Below are 19,605 nucleotides of genomic sequence, written 5' to 3'. Positions count from 1 at the left end.
CCATGTCCATGATCACCGCCATCACGCCGCAGCTGCGCACCACCGACCTCGAGGCCTCGCTGCGCTTCTACACCGAGCAGCTGGGCTTCGAGCTGGCGTTCAACTACCAGGGCTTCTACGCCGGCCTGCGCATGGGCGACCAGCAGATCCACCTGAAGCTCGTCGACCAGCCCGACCCCTCGATTCCCTATGTGGACGAGGGCGGCCATCTGCACCTGTACCTGACCACCGGCGACGTGGCAGAGCTGGCCGAGCAGCTCAAGGCGCGTGGCCTGAAGCTGGACCAGGACGTGCACGACACCGCCTGGAGCACCCGTGAGATCGTGCTGCGCGACAACCAGGGCCACACGCTGTACTTCGGCCAGGCGCTATAGGAACCGGTGCCGCCGCCGACCCCCGGGGATGCCCTGGTGCGGCGGCCGGTAGCCGGGCCAAGAATCGGTCCATCCACAGCGTCCGGAGTCTGCAAGATGAATCGCCTGCTTCGCCTGATCCTCGCCGTGCTGGCCGGCCTCGTCATAGGCAGCATCGTCAACATGGCCCTGGTCATGACCGGCCCCAAGCTGATCCCGCCACCGGCGGGCGCCGACGTGACCACGATGGAAGGGCTCAAGGCCACGATCCATCTGTTCGAGCCTCGGCACTTCTTGTTCCCCTTCCTGGCCCATGCGCTGGGCACCCTGGTCGGCGCCGCGGTGGCGACCGTGCTCACCCCCGACCGCTCGGTGCGCGCGGCCTATGCCGTGGGCGTGATGTTCATGCTGGGCGGCATCGCCAACTGCTTCATGCTGCCGGGCCCGGCCTGGTTCAATGCGGTGGACGTGATCCTGGCCTACCTGCCCATGGCCTGGCTGGGGCATCGCCTGAGTTGGCGGCGCCTGGGCTGAAAGGACAGGCCATGGGACCCCGCCTGCTTGCCGTCCATCCGGTATTGATGGCCCATGACGTGACCGAGTCGGTCCGCTTCTATGAGCAGCTCGGCTTCGTGCTCGACTTCCAGGACTCGGCGACAGCGCCGCGCTATGCGGCGGTGATACGCGAGGGCGCGGAGCTGCACATCCAGTGGAACGATCTGTCCGGCCTGCCGGCCGGCATGGACCGGCCGGTCTACCGGCTGCTGGTGGACGACGTGGATGCGCTGCAGCGCGAGTTCGCTGCCGCGGGCATAGACAGCGGCGCGCGCAGCCGCAGCCCCTATGCCATGCCGGCCGATACGCCCTGGGGCACGCGCGAGTTCCATTTGCACGACCCGGCCGGCAACGGCCTGCAGTTCTACCAGCCGCTTTGAACAGCAGCAGCCACAGCCCGAATTCAGGGCGCGACGTGGCCGGCGCGCTGGGCGAGGCCTTGCTGGACCTGGTGGCGCAGCGGCCGGCGTCCAGCGAAGCCGCCGCCAGCCGACCGGAACAGCAGGCGCGGCGCCTGACCGAGCGTGCCGCCCGCCGCGCCGCGCTGGCGGCCGGCAGCCTGAGCCTGCCGGTCGGTCCGCTGGGCTGGCTGACCCTGGTGCCCGAGATGATGAGCGTGTGGCGCATCCAGTCGCAGCTGGTGGCCGACATCGCCGCGGTCTACGGTCGCACGCAGGAGCTGGACCGCACGCAGATGCTTTACTGCCTGTTCCGTCACACGGCGGCGCAAGGCCTGCGCGACCTCGCTGTCCGCGTGGGCGAGCGCCTGGTGGTGCAGCCGCTGGCGGCCGGTGCGCTGAAGAAGCTGGCCGCCGCCATCGGCCTCAAGCTGAGCCAGCGCGCGCTGGGCAGCAGCCTGGCCCGCTGGCTGCCCCTGGTGGGCGCGGCGGGCGTGGGCGCCTATGCCTGGTACGACACCCGCCAGGTGGCGCAGGCCGCCATCGAGCTGTTCGAGGGGCGGGCCAAGGTTTAACCCGAAGTGACTCCCGGCACGCCCGGCCGCGGCTGGCATCCTCGCCGCCTCTGCACCGCTCCCTCAAGGACCGCCCATGATCATCGACCGCCTCATCCCTTCGCTGCGCACCAGCCTGACCCTGCTGAGAATGGGTGTGGCCGGACTGTTCCTGGCCCATGCCATAACGCGTGTCTTGAACGGCACGATTCCGCGCTTTGCCGACTTCATGGGCAACAAGGGCTTTCCGTTTCCGCTGGGCGTGGTCTGGGGCATCACCACGGTCGAGATCGTCTGCGGCCTGCTGGTGCTGCTGGGCTACAAGGCGCGCTACTCGGTGCTGGGCCTGATGGCGATTGCGGTGGGCGGCATTTTCGTGGTCCATGCACCGCGCGGCTGGTTCGTCGGCGAGCATGGCTCGGGCGGCTGCGAATACAGCGTCTGCCTGCTGCTGTGCCTGATCGCCGTGGCCGGTGCCGACAAGGCCGGCCTCTACGACAAGCGCGGCAGCATCGCCTCGTTCTGAGCTCGCAGGCTCAAGCCGGCTGCGGTCCGTCGTAGCCCTCGATGATCACCAGGTCGATCACCGAGACCGGCGCGCGCAGCCGGATGGCCGCCTGGTAGTCGGGGTCATGCCAGCAGGCGACGGCGGCCTGGTAGCTGGGGAACTCGATCACCACATTGCGGCTGCGGTGGCCGCCCTCGGGGTTCTCGAACGCGCCGCCGCGCACCAGGAAGCGCGCGCCATGGGCGGCGAAGGGCTTGGCGTTGGCGGCCACATAGGCCTTGTATTGCTCTGGGTCGCTGACGTCGACGCGGGCGATCCAGTAGCCCTTGGAGTTGTTGCTCATGATGGTTTGCTCGGGTCCGGCGCGCCGGCCTGGTGTCGGAGGAATCGGTAGAGATCGGCGAGCTCCTGCTCGCTGAAATGGCTGAAGCGGCCACGGGCCACGCCGCTCATCATCTTCAATTCGCGATCTCCCAGGGCGCGCCCGGTCTTCATCAGCGTGCGGAACTCGGCCGGCCCGTAGGCGGCGATCAGGCGCAGGTCCGGCGCGAACGGCGGACCGCCGCTGGCCCAGGGCTCGTCGGCATGCAGCGAGAAGCCATGGCATTCGATGCAGGTGGTCATGGCGATTTATTCGCCGCGGGCCAGCGAGGCATCGGGGCCCGCCTGGTGCTTGAGCGTCGGCACCTGGGGCAGCCAATGCGGCACGGCGCCGTCGCGGCCCAGGGCCAGGTCCAGGCGCACCCGCCAGGCCAGGCTGGGCTCAGGCAGGTCCGGCTGCGGTGGCAGCGGCGCCTGGCGCAGGTAGGCGATCAGGTCGGCCAGGTCGGCGTCGTTCAGGTGGACGAAGCTGAAGGCCGGCATGGTGTAAAGGGCCTTGCCGTCGCGGCCTATGCCGTGGCGTATCGCTGCTTCCAGCTCGGCCGCGCTCGCCGTGCGGGCCAGGGCGGCCAGGCCGGGTGCCGGTGTGCCGTAGAACAGCTGGCCCTCCAGCTGTGCGCCATGACAACCCTTGCAGCCGCGCGTGTTGAGCAGGTGCTCGCCGCGGGCGATGGCTGCGGCATCGGTGGGTATGGCTTGCGCGAACGGCGGTGGACGCGGGAACGAGCGCAAGTGCCGCTCGCTCAGGACCCAGACCGCTGCCGCTGCCGCCACGGCTGCCAGCAAGAGCAGGGCGACGAGCCAGGACAAGACGCGCCGAACTGCCATGCGGACCTCCTGGGTTCAGGCCGGTGGGCGATCGCTCCAGTCTGCCATCTGCTTCGCCTCGTCGCCACCGGAATGGCGCAGGGCCGCAGACAGGCCGGCCCGGTCCTCTGCGCTGCGGTTCTGGCTGACCTTCCACTTGCCCTGCAGCCGCTCGATCGGGATCTCGATGCCGACGATGGCGCCCAGCAGCTTGTCTATGTAGTCGATGGGCGCGTCGGTGACGTCCCAGGGCTGGGGCTGAGCCGACTCGTGGCGGCGGGTCAGCCGGGTGACGATTTCGAGCAGGGCGGTCTTGTCCTCGATCGCTCGCGGCCGGCCATGCACATGGACGACGGCGTAGTTCCAGGTCGGCACCGCCTTGCCATGCTCGGCCTTGCTCGGGTACCAGTTGGGTGAGATGTAGGCCTGCGAATCCTGGAACACCAGCAGGGCCTCGGCCTCGCCGGTGCAGGCCTTCCAGACCGGATTGGCGCGGGCCACATGGCCGATGAGCAGGCCCTGCTCGCCGCGGCTGCGATCCAGCAGAAAGGGGATGTGGTTGGCCTGCAGCGGTTCGTCGGGCGTGGGCATCACCCAGGTGGCGAGCGGGTTGGCCTCGATCAGCGCCAGCAACGGCTCGCGCTCCTTGACCTCGAAATGGCTGGGCAGGTACATGGGGTCGGCGTCCTTGGTCCGGGCGTTCAGGGCTGGGTGGCGACAGTATCAGGCCGCGAACAGGCTGAGCCTCAGCCCGGCCGCACGCAGACGGCGACGACGGCGTCCTTGCCTGAACCGGTGGCTGCACCGCCTATGGCCGCGATGGCGGACTGCTGGTAGACGATGCGTCCGCCGCCGCGCCAGATGCTGCCGTCCGGCTGGCGTTCCTCCAGCACGCATTCCATCGTGCCCAGGGCAATGCCCATCTTCTCTTCCAGCGTCAGCTTCTTGATCGAGTTGCTGCGCGGGTCATGCAGGGCCGGGTTGTGGAAGGCGCTGAACTCGCCGGGCTTGCCGGGCTTGGGCAGGATGATGCGCAACGGTGGCCGCGCGGCTGCAGCGCCCTCACTGATCGTTGCAGCAGGAGGACCTTCGACGGCGGCGGAGCGGGTCGGCTCGCCGGTGGGCTCGGCGGTGGCGGTGGTGGATTCGGGCGCAGGTGCTGGCAGGGCCACCGGCCGGGCCGGCTTGATGGTCGGCTCGGTCCGGGGCTCCACCGCGCGCTCGGCCGGCGGCCTGGGCAGCACCCAGACCTTCAGATCCAGGCGCGCCCGGCGAGCCGGCTGCTCCGACGGGCGACGAGCCCGCGGATCCAGGGCCCAGAGCAGTGCGAGATGGACCAGCAGCAGCGCCGCCAGCAAGCCGGGCCGGCGCGGTGCCAGGTCTTGCCAGGCGGGGCTCAGCGGCTCAGCTGCAGGTTGAGCTTGAAGCCGCTGCTGAACTCGACCGCAGCCTTCTTGCCGATCTCGGCGATCAGCGAGCCCTCGCTGCTGCCGACCAGCTGTTTCTCGCTGCCGACGCCGCGCTGCGGCTCGGCCACATAGCTCACGCGGACATTGCCCGTCGGTGCCGGGTCGAACTGCAGCGTGTAGCGCCGGTCACCCTGGGTGAAGGCCAGACGGCCGGGCACCGCGATGCGGGCCTTGGCGCTCGCCTTCTGGCCGTTGTCCGTGATCTCGGCCTCGACCTGCAGGCCGGCCTCCTGGTAGGCCGCCATCGAAGCGGGCGGCGGGCTGCTGCTGCTATTGCTGCTCTGCGCCTGGGCCAGCGTGGCCAGCAGGGCCAGCGATGCGGCGGCCAGGACCTTGTTGTGCTTGGTCAGCATGGGTCTTCCTCCTTGGGTGTCGGGGCCTCAGGGCGGGCAGCCCTGGGGCTTCAGAACGCGGGTCGTCGAGGCCGGGTTGACCGCCAGCTTGTGGGCCGGACGGCGTGGCCGCACCACCAGCTCGCCGCCGCAATTCGGGCAGATGTTCCTGAGCTTGTCTTCGGCGCAGCGGACGCAGAAGGTGCATTCGTAGGTGCAGATGCGCGCATCCGGGCTGTCGCCCGGCAGGTCGCGGTCGCAGCATTCACAGCCGGGTCGAAGTTGCAGCATGCTCGTCTCCTTCGTGGGTGTTTCAGGGCGCGCGCTCGCGCAGCTGGTAGACATTGCCTTCGGGGTCCACACCATCGCAGGCACGGAAGCCGCGGGCTTCCCATTCGCGCTCGACCGGGCCCAGCCGCCCGCCCAGCGCCGGTGCCGCCGCGCGTGCCGCGGCCAGGCTGGCGACCGGCAGGCACAGCTTCAGGTAGCAGTCCTCGCGCGGCTCCGGCGGTTGCTCCACCGCCGGTTCGCCGCGCAGCTTGTGGAGGACCAGCTGCAGCCCATGGCCTTCGAGCACCACATGCTCCTCGTCCGCATGCACCTTCGTCATGCCCGCCAGCTGGCCATAGAAGCGGGCCATGCCGGACACGTCGGCGACGAAGAGCACGAGGGCGGGGAGGGGCGGGGGGCTCATCGCGTGGCACCCGGCCCGTGGTTCTTCAAGAGGACCGTCAGCGCGGCTTTCATGGCTTGCGTCGTTTCAGCGGGCCCAGTCGATGCGTCCGCCCCAGGGCAGGGGCAGGTACTTGTGCGGTTTCATCTCGGTGACGGTGCGCAGCAGGCGGTTGCGGCGATCGTAGTGCAGCTGGATGCGGCTGCTGTCGTCCCGGTAGAAGCTGCAGACCTTGTTGCGCACCGGCACGCTGGCATAGACCAGGCTGCCGCTGCCGCATTGGCTCAGAAAGCGCGGCTTGGCGCGGGCGCAGTCGTCAGGGGTCAGCAGACGGACCTCGAGGCCGCGGGCCGCGAGGAAGTCGCGGGCCGACTCGGGTGTCTTCAGCGAGGCCTGGCTGCTACCGACCAGCGACTCGGCCTGCAGATATTCGGCGGTGCAGGCGCCGTCGGTGAACAAGGGCGGCATCAGGGCCAGCCAGACCAGGCCGACCACCACAAGCAGGCGGATCATTGACTTCTTGTCGGTGAGGTGATGACAGGGGCCGGATCCTAGGCGATCCCTGCATCGGTCCGGCTCGGGCCTTGCCCTATCCGCCATTGGTGGGGGAAGGCGCTCAGCCGCGCAGCACCAGTCCCACCAGGCTCATCGCCGCAGCTGCCAAAAGCCAGGCCGCGATGCGCAGCAGCAGCGGCTTGTCCACACCGCGGCCCGAGGCGCCGAAGCCGACGACGAAGGCATGGGCCGGCAGGCCGACCAGCAGCACCGTGCCCAGGGCCAGCTCGACGACGCCGTTGGCATTGGCCACGCCATAGCGCGACCACAGCCAGGGCCAGGCGGCAGCGGAGAACAGGCCGGCCAGGGCGGCGGTGGTCAGGGAGGGCGTGATCTTCATGAAGTCCTCGTCAGACGGGCGGGGCAGCGCGCGATCATGCCACTAGCCCAAGGCCCACCAGCGCGGCAGCAGGGCGCGCACCTCGCGCCTTGCAAAGCGGTCATCCAGCAGCACGACCACGCCCTGGTCCTCGGTCGTGCGAATCACGCGGCCGGCGGCCTGCACGACTTTCTGCAGCCCCGGCACCAGGTAGGCGTAGTCATAACCGCGGCCGGCGCCGAAGCGCGCATCCAGGCGTTCGCGGAACTGCTCCATCACCGGATTGACCTGGGGCAGGCCCAGCGTGGCGACGAAGGCACCGATCAGCCGGTCGCCCGGCAGATCCACGCCCTCGGCAAAGGCGCCGCCCAGCACGGCGAAGGCGATGCCGCGGCTCACTTCGGTGAAGCGTTCGAGAAAGGCCTTCTGCTCGGCCTCGCCCATGCGGCGCTGCTGGCGCCATTGCGGCAGATCGGGGTGGCGCGCGGCCAGACGGTCGGCCGCCTGCTGCAGGTAGTCGTAGCTGCTGAAGAAGGCCAGGTAGTTCCCGGGGCGTCTCGCGTACTCGCCGGCGATGCGCTCGGCGATGCGGTCCAGCGAGCCGGCGCGGTCGCGCCAGCGGGTCGAGACCTCGCGGGCCACCTCGACCCGCAATTGTTCGGCCCTGAACGGCGATTCCACATCGACCCAGGCGTGCTGCTCGGGCAGGCCCAGCAGGTCGGCATAGCAGGCCGGCGGCTGCAAGGTGGCCGAGAACAGCGTGACCGTGTGGGCCGACTCCAGCCGCGGCTTCAGGTGCGGCGCCGGCACGATGTTGCGCAGGCAGACCACCGGCGTCTCGGCGCGCCAGGCGGCGTCCTTGCCTCTGGCCAGCGGCGAGGGGCTGTCGTTGCGCGAGAGGTCGATGAGGGAATGGCTGGGCTCCAGCGTCTCGCACAGCCGCAGGAACTGCAGGGCCTCGAGATAGAAGCCTTGCAGGGCCGGATCGGGCGCATCGGCCGGATGTTCGGCCAGGTGCTCGCTGATCGTACCGCTGGCATTGACCAGGGCCTCCAGCCAGGCCGGCGGCGGCTCGGTGCAGACGCGGTAGCCGTCGCTTGCCTCGGCGATTTCTGAGGCGAGCGCGTGCCAGGTCTTGCGCAGCTTGTCGAGCGCACGCTTGATCGTGCCTTGCTGGCGGGCCGTGGCCGAGCCGCGCGCGTCGGCCAGGCTGTCGGGCCGCAGCTCGGCGCTGTACATGGAGCGGCCGCGGTCCACCAGGTTGTGGGCCTCGTCCACCAGCAGGGCGACCCGCCAGTCATTGACCTGGGCCAGCGAATGCAAGAGGGCGCTGCCGTCGAAGAAGTAGTTGTAGTCGCCGACCACCAGGTCGGACCAGCGCACCAGCTCCTGGCTCAGGTAGTAGGGGCAGACCTCATGCCGGCGGGCGATCTCGCGCACCCGCGCCTGGTCCAGCGGCTCGCTCTGGGAGCAGGCCGCGGCGCGGGCCGCCGGCAGCTTGTCGTAGAAGCCTTGCGCCAGCGGGCAGCTCTCGCCGTGGCAGGCCTTGTCGGGGTGCTCGCAGACCTTGTCGCGGGCCACCAGTTCCAGCACACGCACCGAGGGCTTGTCGAGTTGCTGCACCGCGTCCAGCGCCAGCTGCCGGCCCGAGGTCTTGGCCGAAAGGAAGAAGACCTTGTCCAGCCGCTGGCCCGGCGCGGCCTTGAACAGCGGGAACAGCGTGCCCAGGGTCTTGCCAATGCCGGTGGGCGCCTGGGCCAGCAAGGGGCGGCCGCTGCGTGCCGCGTTGTAGACCGCCGTGGCCAGCACCCGCTGGCCGGCGCGGAACTCGCCGTGCGGAAACTTCAGCTGCTGCAGCGCTGCATCGCGCGCCTTGCGATGTGCCAGCTGCTGTCGCGCCCAGGCCAGGAAGGCATCGCAATGACGAGCGAAGAACTCGCGCAAGTCCGCTGCCGAGCAGCGTTCCGTGAACACGGTCTCCTGCTCGCTCGTGATGTTCAGGTAGACCAGGGCCAGCTCGACCTGGTCCAGCTGCTTGAGCTCGCACAGCAGATGGCCGTAGATGCGCAGCTGGGCCCAGTGCAGCGCGCGGTGCGTGGCGGGCTGGCGCTCGAGCTTGCCCTTGTGGGTCTTGATCTCTTCGAGCCGGCCGCGCGCCGCGTCCCAGCCATCGGCGCGGCCGCGCACCAGCAGCTCTTCATGCAGGCCTTGCAGCGACAGCTCGGTTTCGTAGCCGAAGCCGCGGCGCTGGGCGACGCGGGCATGACCTTCCATGCCTTCCAGCGCGGTGGGAGCGGGCGTGAAGCGCAGGTCGAGATCGCCGGTCTTGGCCGCGAACTCGCACAGTTCGCGCACCGCAACGCTGTAGGTCATTCAGGGACCTCTTGCAGCGGCGCCTGCGGCCCTTCGTCCTCGTCGTCGCGCGGCAGCGGCGTGGCCTTGGCCAGCGCCAGCCAGACGGCGAAGGGCAGGCGCCGCGCATGGTGGCGGGCCGGGCGCAGTTGCTCGAAGCGGCCGTCCTCGATCTCGCCATGCAGGACCCAGACGCCATAGGGCTCGGGAATCTCCTCGGGCTCGGCGATGCCGGCCGGGAACAGGTAGTAGCTCTCGCAGCTGAGCCATTCATAGGCCTGGCGCTTGGCAGCATGGCGCAGGTCCGACAGCAGGTCGGCGCGGCTGGCCTTGACCTCATGGACTTGCGGCTGCAGATAGGCCTCGACGCTGGTGTTGCGGACCGAGAACAGGTCGGGCCGGGCCAGCCGCCAGGCATGGGGCGGTGGCAGCTCGGGGCCGGGCGAATCGGGCCACAGCGGCGCCGGCTCATGCACTTCGCGGGCCGCCGCCTCGACCTGGGCCCGCAGCGACAACTCGCGCCAGACTATGCGGCCTCCCTGCATCAGCTCGCCGGCAAAACGCAGCGCCAGCCGGTCGTGTTTGCTGAGGGCTCGCACGCCCTGCTGGCGCGCTTCGGCCAGCCAGGCTATGCCGGCCTCGCTGAGCCTGAGCTGCTCGCGGCCCTGCGCGTCCTCGACCTGGCGCAGCATCCCGGCCGCCAGCAGGTCGATCTCGAGGCCATCCTTGCAGGGCCAGCCGGCCGAGCGCCATAGCTTCATCAGGCGGGTGCGGTGCTGGCGGGTCAGGGGGCTCATGGGGCTACTGAGTATAAATACAGTGATCGCCGCGGGGCCCCGTGTTTGCGCGGCTTGCCGGGTGATGGGCCCTGCGTACACTGAGCCGTCACAAGAAGCCGCCGCCTCGCGCATGACCCCACCCGCCATCCTCGACGTCGAAGCCTCGGGCTTCGGCCGCGGTTCCTATCCGATCGAGGTCGGCTTCGTCACCTGCGACGGCGGCGTGTTCTGCTCGCTGATACGCCCGCTGCCGGAATGGCAGCACTGGGACGAGCAGGCGCAAGCCCTGCATGGCATCAGCCGCGAGATCCTGTTCCAGCATGGCCGCGAGGCGGCCTGGGTGGCGACCGAGATCAATGCCCGGCTGGCCGGCCAGACCGTCTACTGCGACGCCTGGGCCCACGACTATCCCTGGCTGTCACGGCTGTTCGACGTGGCCGGCCTGGTGCCACGCTTCAAGCTGGCCGACCTGAGGGCCTTGCTCAGTGAAGAGGAGGCCGCGCGCTGGCACGAGACGCTGACCGAGGTGCGCGGCGAGATGAGCCTGCAGCGTCACCGCGCCAGCACCGATGCCAAGGTGCTTCAGCAGGCGCTGCTGAGGGTCAAGCGGGCGCTGACCCACTGAGCTGCAGGTCGCTGCCGCGCCAGGTGCCGCGGCCGGCCCGCTTGGCTTCATACAGCCGGGCATCGGCCTCGGCCACCATGGCCTCGAGGTCGGCCTCGCCGCCCCAGGCGACGCAGAAGCCCACGCTGGCGCCTATATGCAGTTCGTGCTGGTCGATCATGAAGGCCGCGCCAATGGCCTGCACCAGCTTGGCCGCCACTTTCTCGGCGTCCTCGCGGCTGTGCAGCGCGGCCAGCAGCACGGCGAACTCGTCGCCGCCCAGCCGGGCCGCCAGGTCGCTGGGCCGCAGCGCATTGCGGATGCGGCCGGCCACGGCGCGAAGCAGGGCATCGCCCATCGGATGGCCGTACTGGTCGTTGACCGGCTTGAAGCGGTCCAGGTCGACGTAGAGCAGGGCCATCAGGTGGTTGTGCTGGCGCGCATGGGCCAGCTTCTCGTCGGCCGCCAGATGAAAGCCGTTGCGGTTCAGCAGCTGGGTCAGGGTGTCGGTCTGCGAGGCATGGCGCAGCCGCGCCTCCTCGGCCTTGGCCGCGGTCACGTCGCGGGCTATGCAGATGGCACCGGCAATCTCGCCGCCGTCCAGGCGCAGCGGCGAGTAGCGCACGTCCAGGATCACCTGCTCGGGCCGGTCGGCATAGGCCTTCTCAAGATCGCGGTGCCGGCCTTGCAGCGCGGCTTCGATGGCCGGCAGGCTGGTGGCGTATTGCGCTTCGCCGATCAGCTCGCGGATCGGCCGGCCGCGCCAGGCTTCCAGCGTGGTGCCGAAGTGGTCGGCATAGGCCTTGTTGAAGAACAGGTAGTGCTGCTCGGTATCGAGCACGGCGATCATCACCTGGGCGCTGTTGGCGACGGAGCGCAGCATGGCCTCGCTGCGCAAGCGCTCGCGTTCGGCCAGCACCTCGGCGCTGAGGTCGCGCATGACGCCCGAGATCAGCTCGACGTCGCCCTGCTCATTGCGGTGCACCAGGACGGTGTTGTCGACCGGCACCAGGGCGCCGTCGGGTGCCTTGAGCAGGCTGCGGCCGGACCAGTGGCCCTGCTGCATGGCGACCGGCAGGATCTCGTTGCGGAATCGGTCCGGCTCCGTGAATGCGACAAAGCTGAGGTAGCTCAAGCCATCCAGCGAGGCATCGCGAGCCAGGCTGATGCGCTGGCGTGCGGCCGGGTTCAGGTAGACGAGCCGGCCGTCGGGCTTCATCTGGGCCACATAGTCCGGCGTCATGTCGAAGATCGCCTGCAGCATCCGCTGGGCGCGCTCGCGCTCGGCCACTTCGGTGATGTCGGTCACGGTGCCGGCCTGGCCGACCACCTTGCCGCTGACGCGCAGCGGCGCCGTGCGCAGCGAGACCAGGATCTGCGAGCCGTCGCGCCGGTTCAGCGTTCGGTGCATGTGCATCGGATCTCCGGTGGCACAGGCCTGGCGCCAGCGCTCCTGCGCGGCCGCACGCTCACCCTCGGGCAGCAGCAAGAGCCAGCCCCATTCGGCTTCGTCGGCCTCCAGGCCGTGCAGGCGCAGGTAGGTCTCATTGGCCCAGATCACCCGGCCGCTGACGTCGCTGCGGAACAGGCCCAGCGGCGAGGCGTCGCTGGTGGCCAGCAACTCGGCGTCGCGGATCCGCAGGTCGCGGTGCTGGCGCACCAGGACCAGGGTGGTCAGCATCGCCGTGAAGCTCAGGACGGTGGCCAAGGCCAGCACCCACAGGCGCTGCGAGCGATGCAGGACCAGGGCCCGGCTTTCGCCCTCGGCCAGGAGCAGCTTGATGCCGAAGTCGCCCAGCGTCTCGAAGGCCACGGTGCGCAGCTCGCCGTCGGCCGGGCTGAGGCTGTTGCGCAGGATGCCGGCCTGTGGCGCCAGGTTCGCGCGGGCCTGTGGCCGCATCGCATAGACGTTCTTGCCTATGTAGCCATCGATGACCGGCGTGCGGCTCAGCGCTTCACCGTCTCGGCCGATCATGCTGACGCTGCCCTGGGTGCCCAGCAGGTACAGGCCTTGCATCTGCATCAGCCGGTCCAGATTGACCAGGGCCAGCACCGTGATCATGTCCTGGCGAGGCCGGCTCAGCCGCATCGCCAGCGGCAGGCGCAGCGGGCTTTCGGGGTTGAAGCGCAGCGAGCTGCCCAGCTGCATGCCCTCGGTATCCGGGTTGCGCAGCGCGGCGACGAACTCGGGGTTCTTCAGCTGGAAGAAGGCCTGGCCGCTGGGGCTGGGCAGGCGGTAGAGCCGACCTCCGGCGTCGGCCAGCACGATCTCGACCATGCCCCGCGTGGTGGACTGCAGGGTCTCGGCCATCTGCACCAGCGGTGCGTCGCTGAGCAGCTCACGGGTCTCGCGGGTCATCAGCCAGAGGTCGATGGTGCGCAGGCAGATCTCGGCGTCGCGCAGCACCGCCTCGGTCTGGGCGGCGGTGACGCCGGCCTGGGAGGACAGCTCCCGCTCATGCTCGAAGTGCAGCTGGTCGCGATAGGCGAAACCAAACCAGGCCACGCCGGTCCATAGCAGGATCAGCAGCATGCCCAGGGCGGTCAGCGGGCCGCGTTCAAGCAGGCGTTGCCGCAGGCTGGGTTTGCCGGAGCTGGGGGCCGGGTCTGTCATGGTGGGGTTGAGGGAACCGGACCGAGCCATTGTGCAAGTGGGCGGGGCCTGCCACAAGTCAAGAAAGCAGGCCGGCGGGTGCTGATTTGTGACCGGCGTGTCAGGTCTTGCCCGCCTCGGCCTGCTGGCGCTTCAGCTCGCGCAGGCAGCTCAGGCACAGGCAGCCCTGGTATTGGCGTGCCAGCTCGCTGCGCAGGGCCTCGTCCAGCTTCAGGTCGAAGCAGTCGCAGCGCGCGTCGGCCGCCCCACAGTGGAAGGGGCCGCCGCAGCGTGGGCAGGCAGCATTCAGCTCGAGGGTGGCGTCGCTCACTGGAACAGCTCCGCATGCTGTTCGCGCAGCAGCTTCTTCTGCACCTTGCCCATGGCATTGCGGGGCAGCTCGGTCGCCAGCAGCATGGCTTTCGGCACCTTGAAGCCGGCGATCCGCTGCCTGAGCTGCGCGCTCAGCGCCCCGACGTCGGGCTGGGCACCGGGCCTGGCGATCACGACGGCGACGACCGCCTCGCCGAAGTCCGGATGCGGCACGCCGATCACGGCCGATTCGGCCACGCCGGGCAGCTCGTTCAGAAAGCCCTCGATCTCGGCCGGATAGACGTTGAAGCCGCCGGTGATGATCAGGTCCTTGCTGCGGCCGACGATGCTCACGTAGCCGTCGGCGTCGACGCGGCCCACGTCGCCGGTCTTGAACCAGCCGTCGGCCGTGAACTCCTCCCGGGTCTTCTCCGGCATCTGCCAGTAGCCCGAGAACACATTGGGGCCTCGCACCTGGATATGGCCGATCTCTTCCACTGCGCAGGCCTTGCCTTCATCGCTGACGATGCGCAGGGCTACGCCGGGCAGGGCCGGGCCCACCGTGCCACCCTTGCGCTCGCCATCGCGCGGCCGGCAGGGGTTGGAGGTCAGCATCAGCGTCTCGCTCATGCCGTAGCGTTCCAGGATCAGGTGGCCGGTGCGCTCTTGCCAGTCGCGCCAGGTTTCAATCAAGAGCGGGGCCGAGCCGCTGATGAAGAGCCTCATGGTGCCGGCCGCCTCGTCGGTCAGCGTGGGCTCGGCCAGCATGCGGGTGTAGAGCGTGGGCACGCCCATGAAGACGGTCGCGTCGCTGAGTCGGCGAATCACCGCCTTGGGCTCGAACTTCGAGAACCAGATCATCCGGCTGCCGTTGAGCAGGGCGCCGTGCGAGGCCACGAAAAGGCCGTGCACGTGGAAGATCGGCAGGGCATGGATCAACACGTCGCTGCTGCGCCAATCCCAGTAGTCCTTCAGCATGCGGGCGTTCGACAGCAGGTTGCCATGCGAAAGCATGGCGCCCTTGCTGCGGCCGGTCGTGCCGCTGGTGTAGAGGATGGCCGCCATGTCGTCGGTCGACTTTTCTGCGATGACATGGCTGTCGGCGTGGTGCGCGGCACGGTCCAGCAGCGTGCCGCTGCGGTCCTCGTTCAGCGTGAACACGTATTGCGTGCCGGCCTGGAAGGCCAGCTTGCTGATCCAGCCGAATTGCCGGCCCGAGCAGACGAAGACGGCCGGCCGGGCGTCCTGGATGAAGTACTCCAGCTCGGCCGACTGGTAGGCATTGTTCAGCGGCAGGTAGACGAAGCCGGCGCGCAGCACCGCCAGGTAAAGCAGCAGGGCCTCGACGCTCTTTTCGGTCTGCACCGCGACGCGGCTGCCGGCCGGCAGGTCCAGCGAGGCCAGCAGATTGGCCATCATGGCCGTGGCACGGTCGATGTCGCGCCAGCTGTAGCTCAGCTGGTCGCCGTCGGCGCATTCGATGGCGCAGGCGTCGAGGTCGGTGGGGAAGGCCGCGCGCAGCGCGGCGAACAGGTTGGCGTTCATGGGTCTAGCGGGGGACGACAGCCCCCATCATGACATCGGGGAACCAGGTCGCTATGCCCGGCACAGCGCAGATCAGCAGCACGGCGAACAGCATCAGGCCCACGAAGGGCAACACGCCCCAGATGATCTGCGAGAGCGTGATGTCGGGCGCGATGTTCTTGATCACGAAGATGTTGAGCCCCACCGGTGGATGGATCAGGCCGGTCTCCATCACGATGGTCATCAGGACGCCGAACCAGATCAGGTCGAAGCCCGCGGCCTTGAGCGGCGGCAGGATGATGGGCGCGGTCATCAGGATGATGCTGACGGGCGGCAGGAAGAAGCCCAGCACGATCACCAGCAAGAGGATGGCGGCGAGCAGCAGCCAGGGCGAGAGCTGCTGGGCGACGATCCAGTGCGCCACCGACTGGCTCAGGTGCAGGTAGCTCATCACATAGCTGAACAGCAGCGACATGCCGATGATGAACATCAGCATGGTCGATTCCTTCAGCGTGGCGGCGAGGATGGGGCTGAGGTCGCGCGGCCGCCAGATCTTGTAGATCGCCGCGATCAGCAAGAGGGCCAGCATGGCGCCCAGGCCGGCGGTCTCGCTGGGCGTGGCATAGCCGCCGTACAGGGCCACCATCACGCCTATCAAGAGCACCACGAAGGGCAGGACCCGCGGCAGCATCTCGAACTTCTCGCGCAGCGAGAAGGCCTCATGCGCGAGCAGGGCCGAGCTGGCACCGCCGGCCTCGGCCACGGCCAGGGCAGCGCGGTGCTCGCGCCGGTATTGCCAGGTGGCGTAGACCGAGAACAGCAGCACCAGCAGCACGCCCGGGCCTATGCCGGCCAGGAACAGCCGGCCCAGCGACTGCTCGGAAGCGACCGCATACAGGATCATGGTGATCGAGGGCGGCAGCAGGATGCCCAGGGTGCCGCCGGCCGCGATGATGCCGGCCGCGAAGCCCGGCGAGTAGCCGCGCTTGCGCATCTCGGGAATGCCGGCGCTGCCTATGGCCGAGCAGGTGGCCGGACTGGAACCCGCCATCGCAGCGAACAGCGCGCAGGCCAGCACATTGGCGATGCCCAGGCCGCCGGGCACGCGATTCATCCAGACATGCAGGGCCGCATACAGGTCCTGGCCGGCCCGGGATCGGCCTATGGCCGCGCCCTTGAGGATGAACAGCGGGATGGACAGCAGGGTGATGCTGGCCATCTCCTCGTAGACGTTCTGGGTCACCGTGTCGAGCGCGCTGCGCGGCATGAAGACGGCCATGAAGCCCACGGCGACCACGCCCAGCGCAAAGGCGATGGGCACGCCGAGGAACATCACGAACAGCGTGGCCGCAGCGAACAGCAATCCGATCTGCAATTCGGTCATGCCTTGGCTCCCTTCAGCCGGCTGATTCGAACCACCAGTTGCAGGAAGATCTGCAGTGACAGCAAGCTCATGCCGAAGGCCATGAAGCCATAGGGAATCGCCAGTGGCGGCGCCCAGGACGAGGAGGTGGTCTGGCCGTCGACCCAGGCCTCATGCCAGAGCGTCCAGCTCTTCCAGGCGAAGAAGGCGCAGAAGGCCAGCGACAGCAGGTCGATCAGCACGCCGCGCCAACGGTCCACCCGCGGGCCCAGCAGGCCGGCCACCGCTTCTATGCCCACATGGCCGCGCAGCAGCTGCACCTGGCCGGCGCAGGCGAAGGTGGCACCGACCAGCAGGAAGACCGCGGCCTCGTCCTGCCAGTCGGTGGCCATCTTGAAGAAATAGCGGCTGAACACGCTCCAGGTCAGCACGCCGGCCGCGGCCAGCAGGGCCAGCATGGCCAGGGCCTGGATGGCGCGGTGCAGCTGGTGCACGCACCAGGCCAACGGCCGCAGAAACGCCGGCAGGGCGGCGCGCTCCAGCGCGGCCGGATCCGGGCCGGCCGTGGTCGGGGCGGCGCCGGTCATAGCAGCTTCTGGGCCGCGCGCAGCAGCGTCGCGCAGGACTCGTTCTTGTCGTTGAAGTCCTTCCACGCGGTCTCGTGGGCCAGGGTCTGCCAGCGCTTGAGCGTGGCCTCGTCCAGGTCGTAGACCTTGGCGCCGGCCTTGGCATAGACCTCGGCGCAGAGCTTGTCGTCGGCCTTGGCGCCCTCGGTGCCGAACTTCTCCATCTCGGCGCCCACGGCCATGATCAGGTCCTGCTGGGCCTTGGGCAGCTTCGTGAAGATCTCCTTGGAGATCAAGAGCGGCTCCAGCATGAACCAGTAGGTGCGCTGGCGGCCGCTGGTCAGGTGCTTGGCCAGCTCCTCCAGCTTGAAGGAAATGAAGCTGGTGGACGAGGTCATGGCCGCGTCCATGGCGCCGGTCTGCATGGCGGCATAGATCTCGTTGGAAGGCAGCGAAATCACCGACGCGCCGGCGGCCTTGAGCATCAGGTCCATCTCGCGGCTGCCGCCGCGCACCTTGAGGCCCTTGGCATCGTCGGGCGTCACCAGCGGCCTCGCCCGGCTGGCCACGCCGCCGGCCTGCCAGATCCAGGACACGATGACGATGCCCTTGTCGTCCAGCAGCTTGGTGAGCATCCGCCCGACCTCGGCGTTCTTCCATTGCGCGCCGACCTCGTAGGTGGGCACCAGGGCCGGCATCAGGCCGATGTTGGTCTCGGCCACTTCGCCGCCGGCATAGGACAGCGGCACCAGGCCCATGTCCAGCGCGCCCTTGCGCAGCGCCGAGAACTGGGCATTGGTCTTCATCAGCGAGGAGCCCGGGTAGACCGAGGCCTTGAGCGCGCCGCCCGAGCGCTTGTCGACCTCGGCCGCGAAGCGCTGGCACAGCCGGTCGCGGAAGTCGCCCTCGGTGGCCGTGCCGCCGGGGAACTGGTGCGAAATCTTCAGGGCCGTGGCCTGGGCCAGCGCGCCGCCCCCCCAGAGCCCGGCGCTGCCGACGGCAAGACCCTGAACCACCTGTCTGCGCGAAATCGTCATCGATGTCTCCAAACTCGTTGTGGATCGCCGGGCGCTGTTCGCCCGCTCCGGCGGGGCCGCGGAAGGGGCGGGCCGGGCACCCATAATTGCAGCCTCCTGATGTGATGGGAATAGGGTCTGCCTGCATGAATGCCAAGCTGCTGCCAGGGTTGCCAGCCGACGCCGAGGGCGTGATGCGCCTGGCCGCGCAATCGATGTTCGAGCTGATGGCCGATGCCTCGCAGGGCATGATCCTGGTCAACCGCGAGCACCGCATCGTGTGGATCAGCGAGGGCTACAAGAAGGCCCTGCCGCGCCTGGGCTTCGAGGACGAGCACGACTTCGTCGGCCGCCGCATCGAGGACGTGGTGCCCAACACGCTGATGGCCCAGGTGATCGAGACCGGCCGGCCCATCCTGGTGGACGTGATCACCAACGTCTCGGGCACCTTCGTGGTCAGCCGCCTGCCGCTGCGCGACGAGGCCGGCGCCGTGATCGGTGCGCTGGGCATCATCCTGCTGGACAACCAGCAGACCGCCATGCAGCCGCTGATGCAGAAGTTCTCGCGCCTGCAGGAAGAGCTGGACGAGGCGCGCCGCCAGCTGGCCGCCCAGCGCCGGCCCAAGCACCAGATCGCCAGCTTCATCGGTTCCAGCCCGGCGGCCCTGGAGGTCAAGCGCCATGCGCGCCGCGTGGCGATGACCGACTCGACGGTGCTGCTGCTGGGTGAGACCGGTACCGGCAAGGAGCTGCTGGCCCATGCGATCCATGCCGCCTCGCCGCGCGCTGCCAAGCCGCTGGTCGGCATCAACATCGCCGCCATCCCGGACACGCTGCTGGAGGCCGAGCTGTTCGGCGTGGCGCCCGGCGCCTACACCGGCGCCGACCGCAAGGGCCGCGACGGCAAGTTCGCCATCGCCGATGGCGGCACGCTGTTCCTCGACGAGATCGGCGACATGCCGCTGGCCCTGCAGAGCAAGCTCCTGCGGGTGCTGCAGGAGCAGGAGTTCGAGCCGCTGGGTTCGAACAAGGTGCGCCGAGTGGACGTGCGCGTGATCGCCGCCACCAGCCGCGACCTGAACGCCATGATGGCCCGCGGCGAATTCCGCGCCGACCTCTACTACCGGCTCAACGTGCTGCCGATCAGGCTGCCGGCGCTGCGCGAGCGCCAGGGCGACATCGAGGCCCTGGCCGATGCGCTGGGCGAGGACATCGCCCGCCGCTCCGGCATGCCGGTGCGCACGCTGGAGCCCGACGCGCTGGAGCTGCTGGCCCGCCAGAGCTGGCCGGGCAATATCCGCGAGCTGCGCAATGCGCTGGAGCAGGCCAGCATGATGACCGACGAGCTGCACCTGCGGGCCGAGCATTTCTCCGGCCTGCTGCCCGACGCGCCGGCCGTTGCGCCGCCGGCGCCGGCGCCCGCCGACGAGACGGCCGTGCTGCGACCGCTGCCCGAGCAGATCGCCGCGCTGGAGCGCCAGGCCATTGCCGCGGCCCTGGCCCACACCCAGGGCAACAAGCTGGCCGCGGCCAAGCTGCTGCAGATCTCGCGCGCCGCGCTCTACGACAAGCTGGCGGCCTACTCGCTCTGA

At 69.2% G+C, this 19,605-nt stretch carries 25 protein-coding genes; 7 read left to right on the top strand and 18 right to left on the bottom strand.

What is annotated here, in order from left to right; translation table 11 throughout:
- The first annotated feature begins 2 nt into the window (after nt 1-2).
- The 5 genes from QT382_RS11015 (at nt 3) to QT382_RS10995 (ending at nt 2,386) form a co-directional block, all read left to right on the top strand.
- Entirely contained in the window at nt 3-374 is a 372-nt protein-coding gene (locus QT382_RS11015) for a VOC family protein (RefSeq protein WP_289254082.1), read from the top strand.
- Nucleotides 375-470: 96 nt separating this feature from the next.
- Nucleotides 471-887: a hypothetical protein gene (locus tag QT382_RS11010; RefSeq protein WP_289254081.1), complete on the top strand. Its 417-nt coding sequence runs from the start codon at nt 471-473 to the stop codon at nt 885-887.
- 11 nt (nt 888-898) lie between these two features.
- A complete protein-coding gene (locus QT382_RS11005) occupies nt 899-1,288 on the top strand; it encodes a DUF8817 family protein (RefSeq protein ID WP_289254080.1) in 390 nt (129 codons plus the stop codon).
- Complete coding sequence (locus QT382_RS11000) at nt 1,285-1,881, top strand: hypothetical protein (protein ID WP_289254079.1); 597 nt, start codon at nt 1,285-1,287, stop codon at nt 1,879-1,881. Before QT382_RS11005 ends, QT382_RS11000 begins: the two co-directional genes overlap by 4 nt.
- A gap of 76 nt (nt 1,882-1,957) precedes the next feature.
- Entirely contained in the window at nt 1,958-2,386 is a 429-nt protein-coding gene (locus tag QT382_RS10995; RefSeq protein WP_289254078.1) for a DoxX family protein, read from the top strand.
- Between the two features lie 10 nt (nt 2,387-2,396).
- Here QT382_RS10995 and QT382_RS10990 read toward each other — a convergent pair whose 3' ends face one another.
- The 12 genes from QT382_RS10990 to QT382_RS10935 form a co-directional block, all read right to left on the bottom strand.
- Entirely contained in the window at nt 2,397-2,711 is a 315-nt protein-coding gene (locus QT382_RS10990) for a DUF1330 domain-containing protein (protein ID WP_289254077.1), read from the bottom strand.
- Complete coding sequence (locus QT382_RS10985; protein WP_289254076.1) at nt 2,708-2,992, bottom strand: c-type cytochrome; 285 nt, start codon at nt 2,990-2,992, stop codon at nt 2,708-2,710. Before QT382_RS10985 ends, QT382_RS10990 begins: the two co-directional genes overlap by 4 nt.
- Nucleotides 2,993-2,998: 6 nt before the next feature.
- Nucleotides 2,999-3,577: a c-type cytochrome gene (locus QT382_RS10980; protein WP_289254075.1), complete on the bottom strand. Its 579-nt coding sequence runs from the start codon at nt 3,575-3,577 to the stop codon at nt 2,999-3,001.
- Nucleotides 3,578-3,592: 15 nt separating this feature from the next.
- A complete protein-coding gene (locus QT382_RS10975; protein ID WP_289254074.1) occupies nt 3,593-4,231 on the bottom strand; it encodes an FMN-binding negative transcriptional regulator in 639 nt (212 codons plus the stop codon).
- A gap of 71 nt (nt 4,232-4,302) precedes the next feature.
- Nucleotides 4,303-4,914: a hypothetical protein gene (locus QT382_RS10970; RefSeq protein ID WP_289254073.1), complete on the bottom strand. Its 612-nt coding sequence runs from the start codon at nt 4,912-4,914 to the stop codon at nt 4,303-4,305.
- A gap of 38 nt (nt 4,915-4,952) precedes the next feature.
- A complete protein-coding gene (locus QT382_RS10965; RefSeq protein WP_289254072.1) occupies nt 4,953-5,378 on the bottom strand; it encodes a hypothetical protein in 426 nt (141 codons plus the stop codon).
- Between the two features lie 27 nt (nt 5,379-5,405).
- The gene (locus QT382_RS10960) at nt 5,406-5,648 is read right to left on the bottom strand and encodes a DUF1272 domain-containing protein (RefSeq protein ID WP_289254071.1); all 243 of its coding nucleotides are present in this window, start codon (nt 5,646-5,648) and stop codon (nt 5,406-5,408) included.
- 22 nt (nt 5,649-5,670) lie between these two features.
- The gene (locus QT382_RS10955) at nt 5,671-6,051 is read right to left on the bottom strand and encodes a VOC family protein (protein ID WP_289254070.1); all 381 of its coding nucleotides are present in this window, start codon (nt 6,049-6,051) and stop codon (nt 5,671-5,673) included.
- 66 nt (nt 6,052-6,117) lie between these two features.
- On the bottom strand, nt 6,118-6,543 hold the full coding sequence (locus QT382_RS10950) for a hypothetical protein (RefSeq protein WP_289254069.1): 426 nt from the start codon (nt 6,541-6,543) through the stop codon (nt 6,118-6,120).
- A gap of 103 nt (nt 6,544-6,646) precedes the next feature.
- Complete coding sequence (locus tag QT382_RS10945) at nt 6,647-6,925, bottom strand: hypothetical protein (protein WP_289254068.1); 279 nt, start codon at nt 6,923-6,925, stop codon at nt 6,647-6,649.
- Nucleotides 6,926-6,967: 42 nt separating this feature from the next.
- Nucleotides 6,968-9,277, bottom strand: a complete 2,310-nt coding sequence (locus tag QT382_RS10940; protein ID WP_289254067.1) for a helicase C-terminal domain-containing protein — start codon at nt 9,275-9,277, stop codon at nt 6,968-6,970.
- Nucleotides 9,274-10,053 (bottom strand): hypothetical protein, encoded by a 780-nt coding sequence (locus QT382_RS10935; RefSeq protein WP_289254066.1) that lies wholly within the window; start codon nt 10,051-10,053, stop codon nt 9,274-9,276. The genes QT382_RS10940 and QT382_RS10935 overlap by 4 nt, the downstream gene beginning before the upstream one ends.
- 112 nt (nt 10,054-10,165) lie before the next feature.
- Between QT382_RS10935 and QT382_RS10930 the strand changes: the two genes are divergently transcribed.
- Nucleotides 10,166-10,660: a 3'-5' exonuclease gene (locus QT382_RS10930; protein WP_289254065.1), complete on the top strand. Its 495-nt coding sequence runs from the start codon at nt 10,166-10,168 to the stop codon at nt 10,658-10,660.
- On the opposite strand, the gene QT382_RS10925 is transcribed toward QT382_RS10930, so the two are convergent.
- From QT382_RS10925 to dctP, 6 genes are all read right to left on the bottom strand, one after another.
- Complete coding sequence (locus tag QT382_RS10925; protein WP_289254064.1) at nt 10,638-13,253, bottom strand: diguanylate cyclase domain-containing protein; 2,616 nt, start codon at nt 13,251-13,253, stop codon at nt 10,638-10,640. The two genes, QT382_RS10930 and QT382_RS10925, sit on opposite strands and share 23 nt — an antisense overlap.
- A 100-nt stretch (nt 13,254-13,353) precedes the next feature.
- Nucleotides 13,354-13,563: a cysteine-rich CWC family protein gene (locus tag QT382_RS10920; RefSeq protein ID WP_289254063.1), complete on the bottom strand. Its 210-nt coding sequence runs from the start codon at nt 13,561-13,563 to the stop codon at nt 13,354-13,356.
- Complete coding sequence (locus tag QT382_RS10915) at nt 13,560-15,089, bottom strand: malonate--CoA ligase (protein ID WP_289254062.1); 1,530 nt, start codon at nt 15,087-15,089, stop codon at nt 13,560-13,562. The genes QT382_RS10920 and QT382_RS10915 overlap by 4 nt, the downstream gene beginning before the upstream one ends.
- Before the next feature lie 4 nt (nt 15,090-15,093).
- On the bottom strand, nt 15,094-16,452 hold the full coding sequence (locus QT382_RS10910) for a TRAP transporter large permease (protein ID WP_289254061.1): 1,359 nt from the start codon (nt 16,450-16,452) through the stop codon (nt 15,094-15,096).
- Nucleotides 16,449-17,018, bottom strand: coding sequence for a TRAP transporter small permease (locus tag QT382_RS10905; protein ID WP_289254060.1), 570 nt, complete (start codon nt 17,016-17,018; stop codon nt 16,449-16,451). The genes QT382_RS10910 and QT382_RS10905 overlap by 4 nt, the downstream gene beginning before the upstream one ends.
- On the bottom strand, nt 17,015-18,034 hold the full coding sequence (gene dctP / locus QT382_RS10900; protein WP_289254059.1) for a TRAP transporter substrate-binding protein DctP: 1,020 nt from the start codon (nt 18,032-18,034) through the stop codon (nt 17,015-17,017). Before dctP ends, QT382_RS10905 begins: the two co-directional genes overlap by 4 nt.
- 125 nt (nt 18,035-18,159) lie before the next feature.
- On the opposite strand from dctP, the gene QT382_RS10895 reads away from it, so the two are divergent.
- A complete protein-coding gene (locus QT382_RS10895) occupies nt 18,160-19,605 on the top strand; it encodes a sigma-54 interaction domain-containing protein (RefSeq protein ID WP_289254058.1) in 1,446 nt (481 codons plus the stop codon).

It is taken from the genome of Pelomonas sp. SE-A7 (assembly GCF_030345705.1).
Classification (GTDB): Bacteria; Pseudomonadota; Gammaproteobacteria; order Burkholderiales; family Burkholderiaceae_C; genus JAUASW01.
This window is presented reverse-complemented; position numbering and strand designations above follow the sequence as displayed.

What these genes read in the sequence shown, in the direction of transcription:
- QT382_RS10910 (WP_289254061.1), bottom strand. Translation starts at nt 16,452, where the DNA reads ATGACCGAATTGCAGATCGGATTGCTGTTCGCTGCGGCCACGCTGTTC.
- QT382_RS10915 (WP_289254062.1), bottom strand. Translation starts at nt 15,089, where the DNA reads ATGAACGCCAACCTGTTCGCCGCGCTGCGCGCGGCCTTCCCCACCGAC.
- QT382_RS10960 (WP_289254071.1), bottom strand. Translation starts at nt 5,648, where the DNA reads ATGCTGCAACTTCGACCCGGCTGTGAATGCTGCGACCGCGACCTGCCG.
- QT382_RS10935 (WP_289254066.1), bottom strand. Translation starts at nt 10,053, where the DNA reads ATGAGCCCCCTGACCCGCCAGCACCGCACCCGCCTGATGAAGCTATGG.
- QT382_RS10950 (WP_289254069.1), bottom strand. Translation starts at nt 6,543, where the DNA reads ATGATCCGCCTGCTTGTGGTGGTCGGCCTGGTCTGGCTGGCCCTGATG.
- QT382_RS10965 (WP_289254072.1), bottom strand. Translation starts at nt 5,378, where the DNA reads ATGCTGACCAAGCACAACAAGGTCCTGGCCGCCGCATCGCTGGCCCTG.
- QT382_RS11010 (WP_289254081.1), top strand. Translation starts at nt 471, where the DNA reads ATGAATCGCCTGCTTCGCCTGATCCTCGCCGTGCTGGCCGGCCTCGTC.
- dctP (WP_289254059.1), bottom strand. Translation starts at nt 18,034, where the DNA reads ATGACGATTTCGCGCAGACAGGTGGTTCAGGGTCTTGCCGTCGGCAGC.
- QT382_RS10995 (WP_289254078.1), top strand. Translation starts at nt 1,958, where the DNA reads ATGATCATCGACCGCCTCATCCCTTCGCTGCGCACCAGCCTGACCCTG.
- QT382_RS10955 (WP_289254070.1), bottom strand. Translation starts at nt 6,051, where the DNA reads ATGAGCCCCCCGCCCCTCCCCGCCCTCGTGCTCTTCGTCGCCGACGTG.
- QT382_RS10925 (WP_289254064.1), bottom strand. Translation starts at nt 13,253, where the DNA reads ATGACAGACCCGGCCCCCAGCTCCGGCAAACCCAGCCTGCGGCAACGC.
- QT382_RS10945 (WP_289254068.1), bottom strand. Translation starts at nt 6,925, where the DNA reads ATGAAGATCACGCCCTCCCTGACCACCGCCGCCCTGGCCGGCCTGTTC.
- QT382_RS10930 (WP_289254065.1), top strand. Translation starts at nt 10,166, where the DNA reads ATGACCCCACCCGCCATCCTCGACGTCGAAGCCTCGGGCTTCGGCCGC.
- QT382_RS10940 (WP_289254067.1), bottom strand. Translation starts at nt 9,277, where the DNA reads ATGACCTACAGCGTTGCGGTGCGCGAACTGTGCGAGTTCGCGGCCAAG.
- QT382_RS10985 (WP_289254076.1), bottom strand. Translation starts at nt 2,992, where the DNA reads ATGACCACCTGCATCGAATGCCATGGCTTCTCGCTGCATGCCGACGAG.
- QT382_RS10905 (WP_289254060.1), bottom strand. Translation starts at nt 17,018, where the DNA reads ATGACCGGCGCCGCCCCGACCACGGCCGGCCCGGATCCGGCCGCGCTG.
- QT382_RS10975 (WP_289254074.1), bottom strand. Translation starts at nt 4,231, where the DNA reads ATGTACCTGCCCAGCCATTTCGAGGTCAAGGAGCGCGAGCCGTTGCTG.
- QT382_RS11015 (WP_289254082.1), top strand. Translation starts at nt 3, where the DNA reads ATGTCCATGATCACCGCCATCACGCCGCAGCTGCGCACCACCGACCTC.
- QT382_RS10895 (WP_289254058.1), top strand. Translation starts at nt 18,160, where the DNA reads ATGAATGCCAAGCTGCTGCCAGGGTTGCCAGCCGACGCCGAGGGCGTG.
- QT382_RS11005 (WP_289254080.1), top strand. Translation starts at nt 899, where the DNA reads ATGGGACCCCGCCTGCTTGCCGTCCATCCGGTATTGATGGCCCATGAC.
- QT382_RS10990 (WP_289254077.1), bottom strand. Translation starts at nt 2,711, where the DNA reads ATGAGCAACAACTCCAAGGGCTACTGGATCGCCCGCGTCGACGTCAGC.
- QT382_RS10980 (WP_289254075.1), bottom strand. Translation starts at nt 3,577, where the DNA reads ATGGCAGTTCGGCGCGTCTTGTCCTGGCTCGTCGCCCTGCTCTTGCTG.